10 protein-coding genes are annotated in these 16,756 nt (G+C 71.0%); 7 read left to right on the plus strand and 3 right to left on the minus strand.

The features are described from left to right. Positions 1-231 precede the first annotated feature (231 nt). The 4 genes from A6A06_RS07560 (at position 232) to A6A06_RS07575 (ending at position 8,599) form a co-directional block, all read left to right on the plus strand. Positions 232-2,568 carry an IucA/IucC family protein gene (locus tag A6A06_RS07560; protein ID WP_242440625.1) on the plus strand — a complete coding sequence of 779 codons (2,337 nt, stop codon included), beginning with the start codon at positions 232-234 and terminating at the stop codon, positions 2,566-2,568. 250 nt (positions 2,569-2,818) lie between these two features. Further along, positions 2,819-3,586, plus strand: coding sequence for a GNAT family N-acetyltransferase (locus A6A06_RS07565; protein WP_073760355.1), 768 nt, complete (start codon positions 2,819-2,821; stop codon positions 3,584-3,586). A gap of 1,000 nt (positions 3,587-4,586) precedes the next feature. Continuing rightward, the gene (locus tag A6A06_RS07570) at positions 4,587-6,584 is read left to right on the plus strand and encodes an IucA/IucC family protein (protein WP_443333726.1); all 1,998 of its coding nucleotides are present in this window, start codon (positions 4,587-4,589) and stop codon (positions 6,582-6,584) included. A 41-nt stretch (positions 6,585-6,625) separates the two neighbouring features. After that, positions 6,626-8,599 carry an ATP-dependent DNA helicase gene (locus tag A6A06_RS07575; RefSeq protein WP_073760357.1) on the plus strand — a complete coding sequence of 658 codons (1,974 nt, stop codon included), beginning with the start codon at positions 6,626-6,628 and terminating at the stop codon, positions 8,597-8,599. Positions 8,600-8,731: 132 nt separating this feature from the next. Here the strand turns inward: A6A06_RS07575 and lexA are convergent, their stop codons facing one another. Further along, positions 8,732-9,520 carry a transcriptional repressor LexA gene (gene lexA / locus A6A06_RS07580; protein ID WP_073760359.1) on the minus strand — a complete coding sequence of 263 codons (789 nt, stop codon included), beginning with the start codon at positions 9,518-9,520 and terminating at the stop codon, positions 8,732-8,734. A gap of 544 nt (positions 9,521-10,064) precedes the next feature. On the opposite strand from lexA, the gene nrdR reads away from it, so the two are divergent. Next, a complete protein-coding gene (nrdR, locus tag A6A06_RS07585; RefSeq protein WP_073760361.1) occupies positions 10,065-10,595 on the plus strand; it encodes a transcriptional regulator NrdR in 531 nt (176 codons plus the stop codon). A gap of 119 nt (positions 10,596-10,714) precedes the next feature. Further along, positions 10,715-13,588, plus strand: a complete 2,874-nt coding sequence (locus A6A06_RS07590; protein WP_073760363.1) for a vitamin B12-dependent ribonucleotide reductase — start codon at positions 10,715-10,717, stop codon at positions 13,586-13,588. Positions 13,589-13,751: 163 nt separating this feature from the next. Here the strand turns inward: A6A06_RS07590 and A6A06_RS07595 are convergent, their stop codons facing one another. Both A6A06_RS07595 and A6A06_RS07600 read right to left on the minus strand, forming a co-directional pair. Beyond that, positions 13,752-14,273, minus strand: a complete 522-nt coding sequence (locus tag A6A06_RS07595) for a TerD family protein (RefSeq protein ID WP_073760365.1) — start codon at positions 14,271-14,273, stop codon at positions 13,752-13,754. Between the two features lie 291 nt (positions 14,274-14,564). Then, positions 14,565-15,152, minus strand: a complete 588-nt coding sequence (locus tag A6A06_RS07600; RefSeq protein ID WP_073760367.1) for a TetR/AcrR family transcriptional regulator — start codon at positions 15,150-15,152, stop codon at positions 14,565-14,567. Between the two features lie 126 nt (positions 15,153-15,278). Here A6A06_RS07600 and A6A06_RS07605 point away from each other — a divergent pair, with 126 nt between their 5' ends. Next, entirely contained in the window at positions 15,279-16,703 is a 1,425-nt protein-coding gene (locus A6A06_RS07605; protein WP_073760369.1) for an amidase, read from the plus strand. The last annotated feature ends 53 nt before the right edge of the window (positions 16,704-16,756 follow it).

Raw genomic sequence — 16,756 nt, forward strand, 5'->3', positions numbered from 1 at the left:
CCGGCGCCCGGTACGTCCAAACCGGCGTCCGGTACGTCCAAACCGGCGTCCGGTACGTCCCTGCCGCCTCAAACCTCCCTCGCGGCTCACCGCCCGCCACAGCCTCGCACCTCCCCATGGGCGTACGCCGCCCTGCCGCCACGCGCCCACCCACCGCTGCCGCACGCTCGCCCACCGCTCCACCACCGTCCAGACCGCGCCGACCGCGCCGACCCTGCGAGGCACACCCCGATGAACGAACGCCCCGGCCCCGACGGGACTCCGGCCGACGAGCGACGTCTGCCCCGTGAACCCCTGGCCCGGCTCCGGGAACCCGCCGTACCGCGCCAGAACCGGCGCGCCGGTACGCACGACACCGGCGAGGGCGGTGAACACAGCGGCCACACCGGCTGCGCCGTACGGCTCGGACATCACGAACGGCATGGGATCGATGACTGCCACGGCCTCGGGGCGACCCGGGTCGTCACCGTGTACGCGGACGGTGAGACGGAGACGGAGACGGAGGCTGAAGTCGAGGCGGAGGCCGGGGCGGAGGCGGAGGTCGGGGCATCCGCCACGGAAGGGTGCGCTGTCGAAGAGGACACCGTCACCCATCAGGCCACCGAGCAGAACCCGGCACCGGACCAGGTACCGGACCCGGCTTCGGACCAGGTACCGGACCAGGTACCGGACTCTGTACAAAGCCCCGCCCAGGACCCTGCCCAGGACCCTGCCCAGGACCCCGCCCAGGGCTCCGTCCAGGGCCCCTCACAAGATCCCGTGCAGGACAGGCTGGAGCATCCCGACCCGGCCGTCGCCGCCGACGCGGCCGGTGCCGAGAGTCTGCTCCGCTGCTGGATCCGCGAGAGCGGCACCCCCCGCCCGTCCGGCGACCGGCTGCGCATCCCTCTCGACGCCAGCGCGGCGACCCTGCGTGTCCCCGTCCTGTACTGGTCGGACACCGGCTGGCACCGTTTTGGCGCACCCGTACTGGAAGGCGCCGCCGACGCCGCGCCCCTGGACGCGGTGACCCTTGCCGCCCTGCTGCGCCGCGAGGCCGTACGCGGCACCGCCGCGCTCCCCGCCCCGCACCACCCCACCGTCCCCGGCCACCCCTCCGGCCCGCCGGACAGTGAGAGCGCCGACCTCGTCGGGCGCGTCGCCGACTCCGTACGGCACACCGCGGTCTTCCTCGCCGACCGGCGCGCCACCCCGGCCGACGACCACGGTGGCTCGCGGTTCCTCGCCGCCGAACAAGCCCTCCTCTTCGGCCACCCCATGCACCCGACCCCCAAGAGCCGGGAGGGCCTGACCGCCGCCGAGACCCGCTCCTACTCCCCGGAGCTGCGCGGCGCGTTCCGCCTCCACTGGATGGCCGTACACCCGGACGCGTTCACCGCCGACTCGGCCTGGACCGAGCGCGGCCGGACCGTCCCCGCCGAACAGCTGGCCGCCCGCTTCGCGGAGGAAGCGCCACGAGGGCCCGTCGGCACTTTGCCGTTGCCCATGCACCCGTGGCAGGCCCACCAGCTCGGCCACCGCCCGGACATCGCCGAGCTGTACGAGGCGGGCCGCCTTCACGACCTCGGCCCCGGCGGCCCCGCCTGGCACCCCACCTCCTCCGTACGCACCGTCTTCCGCCCCGGCTGCGACGCCATGCTCAAGCTCTCCCTGGGCCTGCGCATCACCAACTCCCGCCGCGACAACCTCCGCAAGGAACTGGAACGCGGCGTCGAGGTGCACCGGCTGCTCCGTACCGGCCTGGCCGCGCAGTGGCGGGCCGCCTTCCCCGGCTCGCGGGGCTTCGACATCGTCCGCGACCCGGCCTGGTTCGGCGTCACCGGAGCCGACGGCCGACCGGTGCCCGGCCTGGACGTGGTCGTCCGGCACAACCCCTTCGCCGCCACGGACGACGCCGTCTGCATCGCCGCCCTCATCTCGCCCCGCCCCTGGCCAGGCCACACCGGCCTCCGCTCCCGCCTCGCCGACGTCATCGGCAGGCTCACCGCCCGCACCGGGCGGCCCGCGGGCGCCGTCGCCACCGAGTGGTTCCTGCGCTACCTCGAAGCGGTGGTACGGCCCGTCCTCTGGCTCGACGGCACCGCGGGCATCGCCCTCGAAGCCCACCAGCAGAACACGCTCGTCCTGCTGGACCGCGACGGCTGGCCCGTCGGCGGCCGCTACCGGGACAACCAGGGCTACTACTTCCGCGAGTCGCGCCGTACGGAGCTGGAGCGGCGGCTGCCCGGCATCGGCGCCACCAGCGACACCTTCGTCACCGACGAGGTCACCGACGAGCGCTTCGCCTACTACCTCGGCATCAACAACATCCTCGGCCTCATCGGTGCCTTCGGCTCCCAGCGACTGGCTGCCGAGAACGTGCTCCTCGCAGCCTTCCGGCGCTTCCTCGCCGACGCCGCCACCGGGCCCGCGGAACACCGCTCACCGCTGCCCGGCCGACTTCTGGACACCCGCACCCTGCGCTGCAAGGCCAACTTGTTCACCCGGCTGCGCGGCCTCGACGAACTCGTCGGCCCCGTCGACACCCAGTCCGTCTACGTCACCATCCCCAACCCCCTCCACCCCTGACCCGCCGCTCCGGGCAGCGCCCACCCCGACGTCCCCGCCCTGTTCCTGTTCCCCGACGCACTGTTCCCCGGCCCGCTGTCCCCCGATCTGCTGACCCTCGGCCCGCTGGTCTCCGACCTGCTGACCCTCGATCCGCTGTCCTCCGGCCTGCTGACCTCCGGTCTGCTGGTCCTCGACCCGCTGTCCTCCGATTCCCTGCCCGCCCGCCCCGTGACCTCGTGAGGAGGCCCGGAAAGGAGAGAGCGCCACCGTGCCCCCCACCGAATCCGGCATCGACCCCGAATCCGGCATCGACCCAGGATCCGAGGAGACCTTCGGCCACCCCCTCGAAGCCTCTCCGGACAACGCGCTCGACGACACCCTCGACCTGCACCTGCCGCCTGACATCACCGCGCTGTTCAGCGAAGAGCTCCTCTCCGCCACCCCGGCCGACAGCCCGAGCGGCGGAGTCCTGCTGGACCACATCGCCGACTGGGGCCCGGCAGCGACCGTCGCCGGACCGTTCCAGCTCGTACCCGTACGCATCGAGCGCGACCTGCCGCTGGTCTCCGCCTGGATGAACGACCCGGCCGTCGCGGCGTTCTGGGAACTGGCCGGGCCGCAGGAGACCACCGCCGCCCACCTGCGCGCCCAGCTCGACGGCGACGGACGCAGCGTGCCCTGCCTCGGCGTACTGAGCGGTGTCCCCATGAGCTACTGGGAGATCTACCGCGCCGACCTGGACCCGGTCGCCCGGTACTACCCGGCCCGGCCACACGACACGGGACTGCACCTGCTGGTCGGGGGTGTCGCCGACCGCGGCCGCGGCATCGGGACCGCGCTGCTGCGCGCCACCGCCGACCTCGTCCTGGACCACCGCCCGCAGTGCGGCCGGGTCATCGCCGAACCCGACCTGCGCAACATCCCGTCCGTCGCCGCCTTCCTCGGCGCCGGATTCCGCTACGCCGACGAGATCGACCTGCCCGCCAAACGTGCGGCCCTCATGATCCGCGACCGCGTACACCGCCACCTCCTGTGACCGCCCCCACCGCCCGCGCCAGCCGCCGACATCCCCCCGCCGGCAACTCCCGCCCGCCCTTCCCTCACCCCACACCCCCACCCCCTCCCACCCCTAACACCCCACCCGCCCGGCCCACTTCACCTGATCCCACAGCTACACCTGGCACCGGAACACCACCCGCCCCGACCGCGCTGACCGCGCTGACCGCCCCGACCGCGTTGACCGGCCCGACCGCTGTGTCCGGCCCCGCGGCATCACCCCGCCCTTCGGTATCACCTGTCTCCACCGCATCGCTCAGCCCCACCACATCACCTGTCTCCGCCACATCACTCAGCCCCACCGCATCACTCAGCCCCGCCGTATCACCCGGCTCCACCGCGCCATCCGGCTCACCCAACCCGCCTACCGCCCCAGCCCTACCCGCCGCGTGCCGCCAGTCGGCCGCGTGCGGACAGTCGGCCCTTCCCCACGCGCCGACCACGCTCGGACGGTCGGCCCTTTCCCACCTGCCGACCGCGCTCGGACGGTCGGTCCAGTTCCACCCGTCAGCCGCTTTCGGCTGGCCGGTGCCACACCACCTGCCGGTACGGCCGTTCCGTCCCCGCCCGCCGTCCCCCATCTCCCGCATCTCCCGCATCTTCCGCGCCGTCCGCGTTTTCCGCGCCTTCCGCACTGTTCGCGTCTCCACACCTGACCCCATTTCCCCACGCACTGTCCGTGTCGCTCAGGTCTCGTCCCCAGGAGTCCCGCCTTGCGTCCTTCTTCCGAACCTCTCCATAGCCCCGCTTCCGGTGCCGGCGATCCCGGCGGCGACAGCACGGGCCCCCGCAACCGTGGTGCCGACAGTCCTGCCGCCAGCCCCGCTGACAGCGTCCCCGCCCCCGGCAGTCCAGGCGCCGCCCCCGGCAACGACGACGCCGCCGTCCCCGACCACACCTTCACCGCCCCCGGATCCTCCGGCGAGCCCCCCGGCGGTGAGGCAGACAGCCACCGCGCGTGGCAGAGGGCCGCTCGCCGGCTGCTCGCCAAGACCCTGGCGGAGTTCGCGTACGAGGAGGTCATCACCCCCGAACCCGACCCCCACCCCCACACCACCTCCCTCCCCGGCCCTCGCGATGGTCACGGTGACCCCGGCCACCCCCCGGACCGCAACCCTGAATCCACCCCCGGCGCCGCTCCCGAAGCCACCCCCAGGATCACCACCCCCGGAACCGCCACCCCCGCGCCCCCCTCCAACACCACCACCCCCGCCCCCACAGCGACAGCCCCACCAACCACCCCACCAGCCCCACCAGTCACTCCACCAACCACCCCACCAGTCACTCCATCAGCCACCCCACCACCCTCACCAACCACCCCGCACCCCCACACCGCGGACGGCTCCCGCCCCTACCGCCTCCGCCTGACCGAAGACGTCACCTACCGCTTCCGGGCCCGCCGTGGCGCGTACGGGCACTGGTGCGTCGACCCTGACTCCATCACCCCCACGGGCGACCCCCTTCACTTCCTCTTCCACGCCCACGACACGGTCCTGGGCCTGTCCGGTGACACGACCGGCCACCTCATCCGCGAGCTGACGGCCACCCTCGCCGCCGACACCCGCCTCGACGCCACGGCCCTCAGCGCGGCGGAGCTCGCCGACCTCGACTACGCCGCTCTGGAAGGCCACCAGACCGGCCACCCCTGGCTCGTCGCCAACAAGGGACGGCTCGGTTTCTCGGCGTCCGACGCCGCCGTCTGGTCACCCGAGGCCCGCACCCCGCAGCGCCTGCCCTGGATCGCCGCGCACCGTCGGCTGGCCGTCTACCGGGGCGTCCCGGCCCTGGCCACTCCCGATCGTCTCTACGCCGATGAACTCACCCCCGAAACCCGCGCCGCCTTCGCCCGCACCCTCTCCTCGCAGGGCCTCGACCCCGCCGACTACCTCTACCTCCCCGTCCATCCCTGGCAGTGGGACGAGACCGTCGCGCCGCTCTTCGCCCCCCAACTCGCCGACAAATCCATCGTCGCACTCGCCACTGACAACGACCTGCGACTGCCCCAGCAGTCCATCCGTACCTTCCTCAACATCAGCCGCCCCCGGGCCCGCACGGTCAAGCTGCCGCTCTCCGTCCTCAACACCCTGGTCTGGCGCGGCCTGCCGACCGAACGCACCATCGCCGCCCCCGCCGTCACCGCCTGGGTCCACCGCCTGCGTGACACCGACCCGTACCTGCGGGACGAGACCCGGGTGATCCTGCTCGGCGAAACCGCGTCCGTCACCGTCGAACATCCGCTGTACGACCGGCTGCCCGGCGTCCCGTACCAGTACAAGGAGCTGCTGGGCTGTATCTGGCGCGAGCCGCTCAGCCGCTGCCTGGACCCGGGGGAGCGGGCCCGCACCCTGGCCGCGCTCCTGCAGACCGACCCGCACGGGCGGGCCTTAACTGCCGAGCTGGTGCGCCGCTCCGGCCTGTCGCCCCGCGTCTGGCTGCGGCACCTCTTCGCCGCCCTCCTGCCGCCCCTGCTGCACTTCCTCTACCAGTACGGCACGGTCTTCTCCCCGCACGGCGAGAACGCCATCGTCGTCTTCGACCAGCAGGACGTCCCCACCCGCCTCGCGGTCAAGGACTTCGTCGACGACGTCAACACCAGCGCCGAGCCGCTGCCGGAACACGCCACCATGCCCGCCGACGTCCGCGCGGTGCTGCTCACCGAACCGCCGGACTTCCTCACCCAGTTCATCCATTCAGGTCTGTTCGTCGGGGTCTTCCGCTACCTCGCCCCGCTGTGCGAACAGCAACTGGCGGTGCCGGAGGCCGAGTTCTGGTCCCTCGTACGGGCGGAGATCCTGCGTCACCAGGGACGCTTCCCGCACCTGAAGAAACGCCACGAGACCTTCGACCTGCTCACCCCCCGCATCGCCCGGCTGTGCCTGAACCGCAACCGGCTCCACCTCGACGGATACCGCGACCGCGCCCAGCGCCCGCACGCCGCCGTCCACGGCACCGTGCCCAATCCGCTCCACCACCCGTGACCGAGCAGATTGTCAGTGGGCACGCGTAGGGTGGCAGCGCTATGACGAAGCCCTCCCTCCCCGATCTGCTGCACGCCGCCGTCACCGCTGTCGGCGGCACCGAGCGCCCCGGCCAGATCGCCATGGCCGAAGCCGTCGCCGAAGCGGTCGACGACAGCTCCCACCTGCTCGTACAGGCCGGCACCGGCACCGGAAAGTCGCTCGGCTACCTGGTGCCGGCGCTGGCTCACGGCGACCGTGTGGTGGTGGCCACAGCCACCCTCGCGCTCCAGCGTCAGCTGGTCGAGCGCGACCTGCCGCGCACGGTCGACGCCCTGCACCCGCAGCTGCGGCGCCGCCCGCAGTTCGCCATGCTCAAGGGCCGTTCCAACTACGTGTGCCTGCACCGCCTGCACGAAGGCGTCCCGCAGGAAGAGGAGGAGGGCCTCTTCGACCCCTTCGAGCACGCCACGCCCACCAGCAAGCTGGGCAAGGACCTGCTGCGGCTGCGCGACTGGGCGGACGAGACCGAGACCGGTGACCGCGACGACCTCACCCCCGGCGTCTCCGACCGGGCCTGGGGCCAGGTCTCGGTCTCCTCGCGGGAGTGCCTGGGGGCCTCGAAGTGCGCGTACGGCGCGGAGTGCTTCGCCGAGGCCGCGCGTGAGCGCGCCAAGCTGGCCGACGTGATCGTCACCAACCACGCCCTCCTGGCCATCGACGCCATCGAGGGGGCCCCGGTGCTGCCCCAGCACGACGTACTGATCGTCGACGAGGCCCACGAGCTGGTCTCCCGGGTCACCGGCGTGGCCACCGGGGAGCTCACTCCCGGGCAGGTCAACCGGGCCGTCAAGCGTGCCGCCAAGCTGGTCAACGAGAAGGCCGCCGACCAGCTCCAGACCGCCTCGGAGACCTTCGAGCGGCTGATGGAGCTGGCTCTGCCCGGCCGCCTCGAAGAGATCCCGGAGGACCTCGGCTACTGCCTGATGGCGCTGCGGGACGCGGCCCGTACGGTGATCTCGGCGCTCGGTACGACCCGCGACAAGTCCGTCCAGGACGAGGACGCGGTGCGCAAGCAGGCCATCGCCTCCGTCGAGAGTGTGCATGCCGTCGCCGAGCGCATCGCCAACGGTTCCGAGTACGATGTCGTCTGGTACGAGCGGCACGACCGCTTCGGCGCCTCCCTGCGCGTAGCGCCTCTGTCGGTCTCCGGCTTGCTGCGCGAGAAGCTCTTCACGGACCGTTCCGTCGTGCTCACGTCCGCCACCCTCAAGCTGGGCGGCGACTTCAACGGCGTCGGCGCGTCCCTGGGGCTCGCCCCGGAGGGCACGGAGGGCGAGGACGTCCCGCAGTGGAAGGGCCTGGACGTCGGCTCGCCGTTCGACTACAGCAAGCAGGGCATCCTGTACGTCGCCAAGCACCTGGCCCAGCCGGGCCGCGAGGGCAGCCGTACGGACATGCTCGACGAGCTGGCCGAGCTGATCGAGGCCGCCGGTGGCCGGACCCTCGGCCTGTTCTCCTCCATGCGCGCCGCCCAGGCCGCGGCCGAGGCGCTGCGCGGCCGGCTGGACGTGCCGATCCTCCTCCAGGGCGAGGAGACCCTCGGCGAGCTGATCCGCACCTTCGCCGCGGACGCCCGTACGTGCTTGTTCGGCACGCTCTCCCTGTGGCAGGGCGTCGACGTGCCGGGCCCGAACTGTCAGCTGGTGATCATGGACCGGGTGCCGTTCCCGCGCCCCGACGACCCCCTGATGAGCGCCCGGCAGAAGGCCGTGGAGGAGGCCGGCGGCAACGGCTTCATGGCGGTCGCGGCGACGCACGCCGCCCTCCTCATGGCCCAGGGAGCGGGCCGCCTCGTGCGCGCAACGGGCGACCGCGGCGTCGTCGCCGTACTGGACCCCCGGGTCGAGCGCGCCCGCTACGGCTCGTTTCTGCGCAAGTCCATGCCCGAGTTCTGGTACACGACCGACCGCAACCAGGTACGCCGCTCCCTGGCCGCCATCGACGCCGCGGCCAAGGCGGCGGAGCAGGCGTAGTTTCCTGCCAGGGGGCCGGTAGAGCGGTGACGGTGCGCGGCCCCTCCGCCCCCGGAGGCACGGCACGGCCCCCACAAAAACTCCAAGCCCCGGGACCGGCGCAGTGGTCCCGGGGCTCGGTCGAGGGGTGGGTCAGACCCGCCGCAGCACCGCCACGACCTTGCCGAGGATGGTGGCCTCGTCGCCGGGGATGGGCTGGTACGCGGAGTTGTGCGGGAGCAGCCACACATGGCCGTCCTCGCGCTTGAAGCGCTTGACCGTGGCCTCGCCGTCGAGCATGGCCGCGACGATGTCGCCGTTCTCCGCGACGGGCTGGCGGCGCACCGTGACCCAGTCGCCGTCGCAGATCGCGGCCTCGACCATCGAGTCACCGACGACCTTCAGCACGAACAGCTCGCCGTCACCGACCAGCTGCCGGGGCAGCGGGAAGACGTCCTCGACGGACTCCTCGGCGAGGATGGGCCCGCCGGCGGCGATCCGGCCGACGAGCGGGACGTAGGACGCGGCGGGCTTGCCCGTCGTGTCGGTGGGCGCGCTGCTCGGCTGGTCGGAGCCGCGGACCTCGTACGCCCTGGGGCGGTGCGGGTCGCGGCGCAGGAAACCCTTGCGCTCCAGAGCCATGAGCTGGTGGGCGACGGACGAGGTGCTGGACAGCCCGACCGCCTGGCCGATCTCGCGCATGGACGGCGGGTAGCCGCGGCGCTGGACGGAATCCCGGATGACCTCGATGACCCTGCGCTGCCGGTCGGTGAGTCCCGAACTGTCGGCGCGGATGCCTGGAGGACGGCCGGGCAGTGAGCGGGCTGGCTTTTGACCCTCGGGGGTCATTGCGTCGTCCATCGGCGGTTTCCGGGTCGGATCGAATCGGCTCTGGGAGTGGCTCTGGGCGGTGATGGTGGCGCTGTCTGCGGTGGTGGTCACGTCGGCCCCTCTCGGAATGTGCTCCCTAGTTAGCCAACGGTAGTTGCTTTCGAAAGGTTGCGCCAAACACACGTTCGAGTGAAAATTTCCGGATTAGCTGACCTGATCACGAGCTTAGGTGTATAGCCGAAAGGCAATTCGGGTCATTGCGGTACTCTTCGGCCCGAGCCGATGGCTAGGGGCGCGCATCGTCCAGCCGGGTACGGCCCGACCGCCGCGACGTGTCCGATTCTGTCATCCCCGCCCCGCCGGAGCCGCCCCCGGGTCCTGTCCCGTACCCTCGTCGACGGCCCTGTGAACGGCCGCCGACGGCCCGCCCCGCCGCGACACGCTGGGGGTGCGGATGACCTCCCGACACCACATCTAGTGCTTTGATGACTACAGCTGCCTACAAGTTGTGGTGCCGGTGTCTCTCGGGGCGCGGGGGATCGCCTATGCTTGGGATCGCTCCGAGGGGCCCGTGAGGGTGGCCCGGAGGTCATCAGCCGTACGCCGGGACCGTGGGCGTACGACCGTAATTTTCGAGGGTGAGGAGGGTGAATTCATGCATTGCCCCTTCTGCAGGCACCCCGACAGCCGGGTGGTCGACAGCCGCACCACCGATGACGGCACCTCGATCCGCCGGCGCCGCCAGTGCCCGGACTGCTCCCGCCGCTTCACGACCATCGAGACGGCGTCACTGATGGTGATCAAGCGGAGCGGGGTCACCGAGCCCTTCAGCCGTAACAAGGTCATCGCCGGCGTGCGCAAGGCGTGCCAGGGCCGGCCGGTCACCGAGGACGCCCTCGCCAAGCTGGGGCAACGGGTGGAGGAAGCCGTGCGCGCCACCGGCAGCGCCGAGCTGTCCACCCACGACGTCGGGCTGGCCATACTGGGCCCGCTGCAGGAACTCGACCTCGTCGCGTACCTGCGCTTCGCGAGCGTGTACCGGGCCTTCGACTCGCTGGAAGACTTCGAGGCGGCCATCGCCGAGCTGCGGGAGCAGAGCGAGCAGGGCCCGCCCGCGCGGGAGTGCGGGTGCGAAGGGGGTGCCGGACACCCGGCGGTCCCGGTGCCCGCCACCGCTGCCGACTGAGATCGGCACATCACAGACCTGACCAGGGCAAAAGAAGGCGCCCTGGTGCCAGACAGACACACACCGTGCCACGGGAAGAAGTGCGCACATATGGGCGTTTGCCCGTACAGGGAGGCGGAATGACAGAGACGACGAGCGGCCCGGCACGAGGCTCCCGCGCCAAGGGCAGCAAGGCGAGCAAGGGTCTGCGTATCGAGCGCATCCACACCACTCCCGGCGTGCATCCGTACGACGAGGTGGCGTGGGAGCGCCGTGACGTCGTCATGACCAACTGGCGCGACGGCTCGATCAACTTCGAGCAGCGTGGCGTCGAGTTCCCCGAGTTCTGGTCGGTGAACGCGGTCAACATCGTCACGAGCAAGTACTTCCGCGGCGCGGTGGGCTCCGACACCCGGGAATCGAGCCTCAAGCAGCTCATCGACCGGGTCGTCAAGACGTACACGAAGGCCGGCGAGGACAACGGCTACTTCGCCTCCCCGGCGGACGTCGAGATCTTCGAGCACGAGCTGGCGTACGCGCTGCTCCACCAGGTCTTCAGCTTCAACTCCCCGGTGTGGTTCAACGTCGGCACGAAGCAGCCGCAGCAGGTCAGCGCGTGCTTCATCCTCTCCGTCGACGACTCCATGGACTCGATCCTGGACTGGTACAAGGAAGAGGGGATGATCTTCAAGGGCGGCTCCGGTGCCGGCCTGAACCTCTCCCGTATCCGCTCCTCCAAGGAGCTCCTGTCCTCCGGCGGCAACGCCTCCGGCCCGGTCTCCTTCATGCGCGGCGCCGACGCGTCCGCCGGAACGATCAAGTCGGGCGGCGCCACCCGCCGCGCCGCCAAGATGGTCGTCCTGGACGTGGACCACCCGGACGTCGAGGCCTTCATCGACACCAAGGTGAAGGAGGAGGAGAAGGTCCGCGCCCTGCGCGACGCGGGCTTCGACATGGACCTGGGCGGCGACGACATCACGTCCGTCCAGTACCAGAACGCCAACAACTCGGTCCGCGTGAACGACGAGTTCATGAAGGCCGTCGAGACCGGCTCGAAGTTCGGCCTGCGCGGCCGGATGAACGGCGAGGTCATCGAGGAGGTCGACGCCAAGGGCCTGTTCCGCAAGATGGCGGAGGCAGCCTGGGCGTGCGCCGACCCCGGCATCCAGTACGACGACACCATCAACCACTGGCACACCTCGCCGGAGTCGGGCCGGATCACCGCCTCGAACCCGTGCAGCGAGTACATGCACCTGGACAACTCCTCGTGCAACCTGGCCTCGCTGAACCTGATGAAGTTCCTGCGCGACGACGACAAGGGCAACCAGTCGTTCGACGCCGAGCGCTTCGCGAAGGTCGTCGAGCTGGTCATCACCGCGATGGACATCTCCATCTGCTTCGCGGACTTCCCCACCGAGAAGATCGGTGAGACCACCCGCGCCTTCCGCCAGCTGGGCATCGGCTACGCCAACCTCGGCGCCCTGCTGATGGCCACCGGTCACGCGTACGACTCGGACGGCGGCCGCGCCCTCGCCGGTGCCATCACCTCGCTGATGACCGGCACGTCCTACAAGCGCTCCGCCGAGCTGGCCGCGGTCGTCGGCCCGTACGACGGCTACGCCCGCAACGCCGACGCCCACAAGCGCGTCATGAAGCAGCACTCGGACGCCAACGGCGTCGCCAAGCGCATGGACGACCTGGACACCCCCGTCTGGGCCGCGGCCACCGAGGCGTGGCAGGACGTCATCCGCCTCGGCGACAAGAACGGCTTCCGCAACGCGCAGGCGTCGGTGCTCGCGCCGACCGGCACCATCGGCCTGATGATGGACTGCGACACCACGGGCGTCGAGCCGGACCTGGCGCTGGTCAAGTTCAAGAAGCTGGTCGGCGGCGGCTCCATGCAGATCGTGAACAACACGGTCCCCAAGGCGCTCAAGCGGCTCGGCTACCAGCCGGAGCAGGTCGAGGCGATCGTCGCCCACATCGCCGACAACGGCAACGTGATCGACGCCCCCGGCCTGGACCCCGCCCACTACGAGGTCTTCGACTGCGCCATGGGCGAGCGCTCCATCTCGGCCATGGGCCACGTACGGATGATGGCGGCGGCCCAGCCGTTCCTGTCCGGCGCGATCTCCAAGACCGTCAACCTGCCCGAGACGGCCACCGTCGAGGAGGTCGAGGAGGTCTACTTCGAGGGCTGGAAGCTCGGCCTGAAGGCCCTGGCGATCTACCGCGACAACTGCAAGGTCGGCCAGCCGCTCTCCGCCAAGAAGAAGGAGGCGGTGAAGAAGGCCGAGGACAAGCCGGCCGAGAAGGTCGTCGAGTACCGTCCGGTCCGCAAGCGCCTGCCCAAGGGCCGTCCCGGCATCACCACCTCCTTCACGGTCGGTGGCGCCGAGGGCTACATGACCGCCAATTCCTACCCGGACGACGGTCTGGGCGAGGTCTTCCTGAAGATGTCCAAGCAGGGCTCGACCCTCGCGGGCATGATGGACGCCTTCTCCATCGCCGTCTCGGTGGGTCTCCAGTACGGCGTGCCGCTGGAGACGTACGTCTCGAAGTTCACCAACATGCGCTTCGAGCCGGCCGGCATGACGGACGACCCGGACGTGCGGATGGCGCAGTCGATCGTCGACTACATCTTCCGCCGTCTCGCGCTGGACTTCCTGCCCTTCGAGACCCGCTCCGCGCTCGGCATCCACTCCGTCGAGGAGCGCCAGCGCCACCTCGACACCGGTTCGTACGAGCCGGCCGAGGACGAGGAGCTGGGCATCGACAGCCTGGCCCGGTCGGCGCCGAGCCGTCCGGAGCCGGCGCCCACCTCGACGGCCGCGGTCGTCGAGGAGAGCGCGGCCCCGGCCCCCAAGCAGGCGCACACCAACGCGGAACTGGTGGAGATGCAGCTCGGCATCAACGCCGACGCTCCGCTGTGCTTCTCCTGCGGCACGAAGATGCAGCGCGCGGGCAGCTGCTACCTGTGCGAGGGCTGCGGCTCGACCAGCGGGTGCAGCTGATCGGACACCCGTGAGGTGAATGATTGACCAGGGTGGGGAACCGGAATTCCGGTTCCCCACCCTGCGTTCGTGTGCGGGGCCGATCGGCCGGCCCGGCGGAATGCGGGGCGGTACGGAATTGTCCGACGACGTGGTGCCCGCCGCGTCAGTGTGGGGTGTTTCTTCAGTCACCCATGACGGTGACGAAGGTTTCCGGGTCGGTGTCGAAGCCCCGTACGGACGAATGGAACTGCCATTCACCGGACTCGTCCCGGTCGAATTCCGCTATCACCGCAGCGGAGGCTCCGGCGACCGACGAGAAGTCGTCCGCGGCCAATTCGTCATAACCCTCGCTCACGCGGACCGCGGTGTTGTCGATGTCCGCGAACGTCTTGCGTCCGCCGCGCTGCTGAATGGCCACGCCGACGACCACCCGTGCGTACGTGTCCGCCAGCCGGTTCAGCTCCAGCACCATGGCCTCGTCGGTGCCCAGGCCCAGCCCGGTGCGGCTGTCCCGGCTGAGGATGATGGTGCCGTCGGGGGAACGGCTGTCGAAGTGCACGAGGTAGGCGGGCGCGCCCCGCGGGTCGTCCTTCGTGTAGGTCGCGGCGATGAGGTCCAGGTCATGGGCCGGAGTGCCCGCGGGGCTGGGCTCCCACTTGAGGGTCACTTCGACTTTGCCGATCCCTTTGTTGAGGCTGCTCACAGAGATCCCTTCCGGTGTTGCAACTCCCGGGCTGTGCAGGGCGGTCCACCATGGTGTCACGCTCCGCAGGCCCTGCCCCGGCGGTCGGGGCGACGCCGTCCGGTCGGCAGGACTGGTACGCGTACTGCTACTCCGACGTTTTCAGTAGGACTGAAGTTCCACCAGTGCCCCGTTCGGGGGTCGCTGATGGGTGGTGCGGAGGTCGCTTCCCCGGTCGGAACGATTCTGTTGTCGCCTCGCGATGTCGGCGCCGTGGGCGGTGAGTTGACGGGCTTCGCCCCCGGGGGGCGATCAGGTGGCCGGATCGCTCCAGAGGCGCGCCAAGTGGCTGTCCAGGGCGTCGAGTGCCGTGTCCGGGGTGAGGTGGCCGATCAGGACGTGGGTGGTCAGGCCGTCGGTGAGGGCGAGCAGGGTGCGTGCCTCGCGCTCCGCGTCGGATGTCGTGGTGGCTTCCGTGATGAGGCGGGTGAAGAGGCCGTGCAGGTCGGCGTAGTTGGTGCGCAGGATCTCGGCGAGTGACGGGCTGACCGCGGCCTGGGCGACGAAGACGAGCCAGACGCGTGCCTCGGCCCGGTGCCCGGGGCGCAGCAGGGAGATCTCGGTGGTCGCGTGTCCGAGTGCGGTGCGGGCCGACTGCGCGGGGGACTCGGTGAGCCGTGCCGCCACCCGTGCGGAGATCCGTGCGCCGATGTGGCCGAGCGCGAAGACCAGCATCTCCTCCTTGGTGCGGAAGCAGCGCTGGACCGCCCCCATGGACACGTCGGCGCGTGCCGCGACGTCCCGCAAGGTGACGCCCTCCAGGCCGTGCTCGTCGGCGAGGCGGCAGACGGCCTCGGCGATCTGCCGGCGGCGGCTCTCGTGGTCCACCTGCTTGGGCATGGGGCGCTCCCGGTATGGCGATGCGTGCGTATCGATGACAAGAGTACGATGTGATGCACTTGCATCGGAACGTGTGGGTGATGGGCTGAGCCCATCGCGGGACATTCGAGGGCGAAGGGGTGCGAAATGGGAGCGCAGCGGGCGCTGTGGGAGTTGTCGGCCGGAGAGCAGGCGGCTGCCGTACGGAGCGGAGAGGTGACCGCCGTCGAGGTGGTCGAGTGCCACGTGGAACGGATCTCCGAGGTCAATCCCGTCGTCAACGCCGTCACACAGCTCCTCGCCGACCGGGCGCGTTCGGGCGCGGCCGCGGTGGACCGGCGGATCGCCGCGGGGGAGGACCCGGGCCCGCTCGCCGGGGTGCCCTTCACGGTCAAGGAGACCACCGCCATCGAGGGCGTGCCGACGACATACGGCGCGGAACGCTTCCGTCACCATGTCGCGCACTCCGATGCGCCCCCGGTGGCACGGCTGCGCGCCGCAGGCGCCGTACCGATCGGGCACAGCAACATGCCCACACTCGTCCTCGCGGGCGTCCACACTCGCAGCGAGCTGTACGGGGACACCGCCAACCCCTGGGCCCCGGACGTGACGCCGGGCGGGAGCAGCGGCGGCGACGGTGCGGCGGTGGCCACCGGCATGGCCGCTATGGGGCTCGGCAACGACTCCGGCGGATCGGTGCGCATACCGGCCTCCTTCTGTGGCGTCGCGGGCCTGAAGCCCACATACGGGCGCTTCCCTGCCGACCACCGCCTCGGCGCGGAGGACCCGGCGCTGGCCACGCAGGTGCTGGTGGTCGACGGGCCGGTGGCCCGTACGGTGGGCGATCTGCGGCTGGCCTACGAGGCGCTCGCCGGCCCGGACCCACGGGATCCGCGAGTGGTGCCGGCGCCTCTCTACGGTGCGCCGGTCCCGCGGCCGGTGAAGGTCGCGATGGTCACCGACCCCGGCGGCAAAGGTGTGCACCCCTCGGTGCGCAAGGCCGTCGAGCACGCGGCGGACGCGCTGCGCGACGCAGGTTACGAGGTGTGCGAGGTCCCGGACGTACCGCGTCTGGACGAGGCGCTGGAGGTGTACGGCCGTATGACGCTGGCCGAATTCGCCCCCACCTGGCCCGTGATGCGGAACCTTTTGGGGAAGGAAGGGCATCGCTATATCGAGATGTCGATGGCGGCGCAGGACGCCGTACCGATGGACGTCCCGGAATGCCTGCGTTTGACCGGCGCGCGACTCGGCATCCAGCGGGCATGGGCCGAATTTCTGGACACGTACCCGCTGTTGCTGGGCCCCGTCTTCACCGAGCCGCCATTCGAACCGGGGCTGGAGGTACGTGACCAGGAAGGGCACGCGCGTGTCCAACGGGCGATGCGCCTGTGTACGGCCACCAGCTTCGTGGGCGTACCGGCGGTGGCCGTGCCGACCGGGGTGGTGGAGGGGCTCCCGTACGGCGTGCAGCTCGTCGGCCGCGCCTACCGCGAGGACCTGTGCCTGGCCGCGGCCGAGGCCGTGGAGCGGCGGCTCGGGGTGATCACTCCCATCGACCCGCGATCGTAGGGGAGTTCGGTGTGGTGGGAGCGTGACACGCGGTGATGCCGGGCCCCGTCGGG

Origin of the sequence: Streptomyces sp. CB02923, assembly GCF_001905005.1 — a bacterium.
In the GTDB taxonomy this organism is placed as follows: domain Bacteria; phylum Actinomycetota; class Actinomycetes; order Streptomycetales; family Streptomycetaceae; genus Streptomyces.

What these genes read in the sequence shown, in the direction of transcription:
- A6A06_RS07560 (WP_242440625.1), top strand. Translation starts at nt 232, where the DNA reads ATGAACGAACGCCCCGGCCCCGACGGGACTCCGGCCGACGAGCGACGT.
- A6A06_RS07575 (WP_073760357.1), top strand. Translation starts at nt 6,626, where the DNA reads ATGACGAAGCCCTCCCTCCCCGATCTGCTGCACGCCGCCGTCACCGCT.
- nrdR (WP_073760361.1), top strand. Translation starts at nt 10,065, where the DNA reads ATGCATTGCCCCTTCTGCAGGCACCCCGACAGCCGGGTGGTCGACAGC.
- A6A06_RS07590 (WP_073760363.1), top strand. Translation starts at nt 10,715, where the DNA reads ATGACAGAGACGACGAGCGGCCCGGCACGAGGCTCCCGCGCCAAGGGC.
- A6A06_RS07600 (WP_073760367.1), bottom strand. Translation starts at nt 15,152, where the DNA reads ATGCCCAAGCAGGTGGACCACGAGAGCCGCCGCCGGCAGATCGCCGAG.
- A6A06_RS07605 (WP_073760369.1), top strand. Translation starts at nt 15,279, where the DNA reads ATGGGAGCGCAGCGGGCGCTGTGGGAGTTGTCGGCCGGAGAGCAGGCG.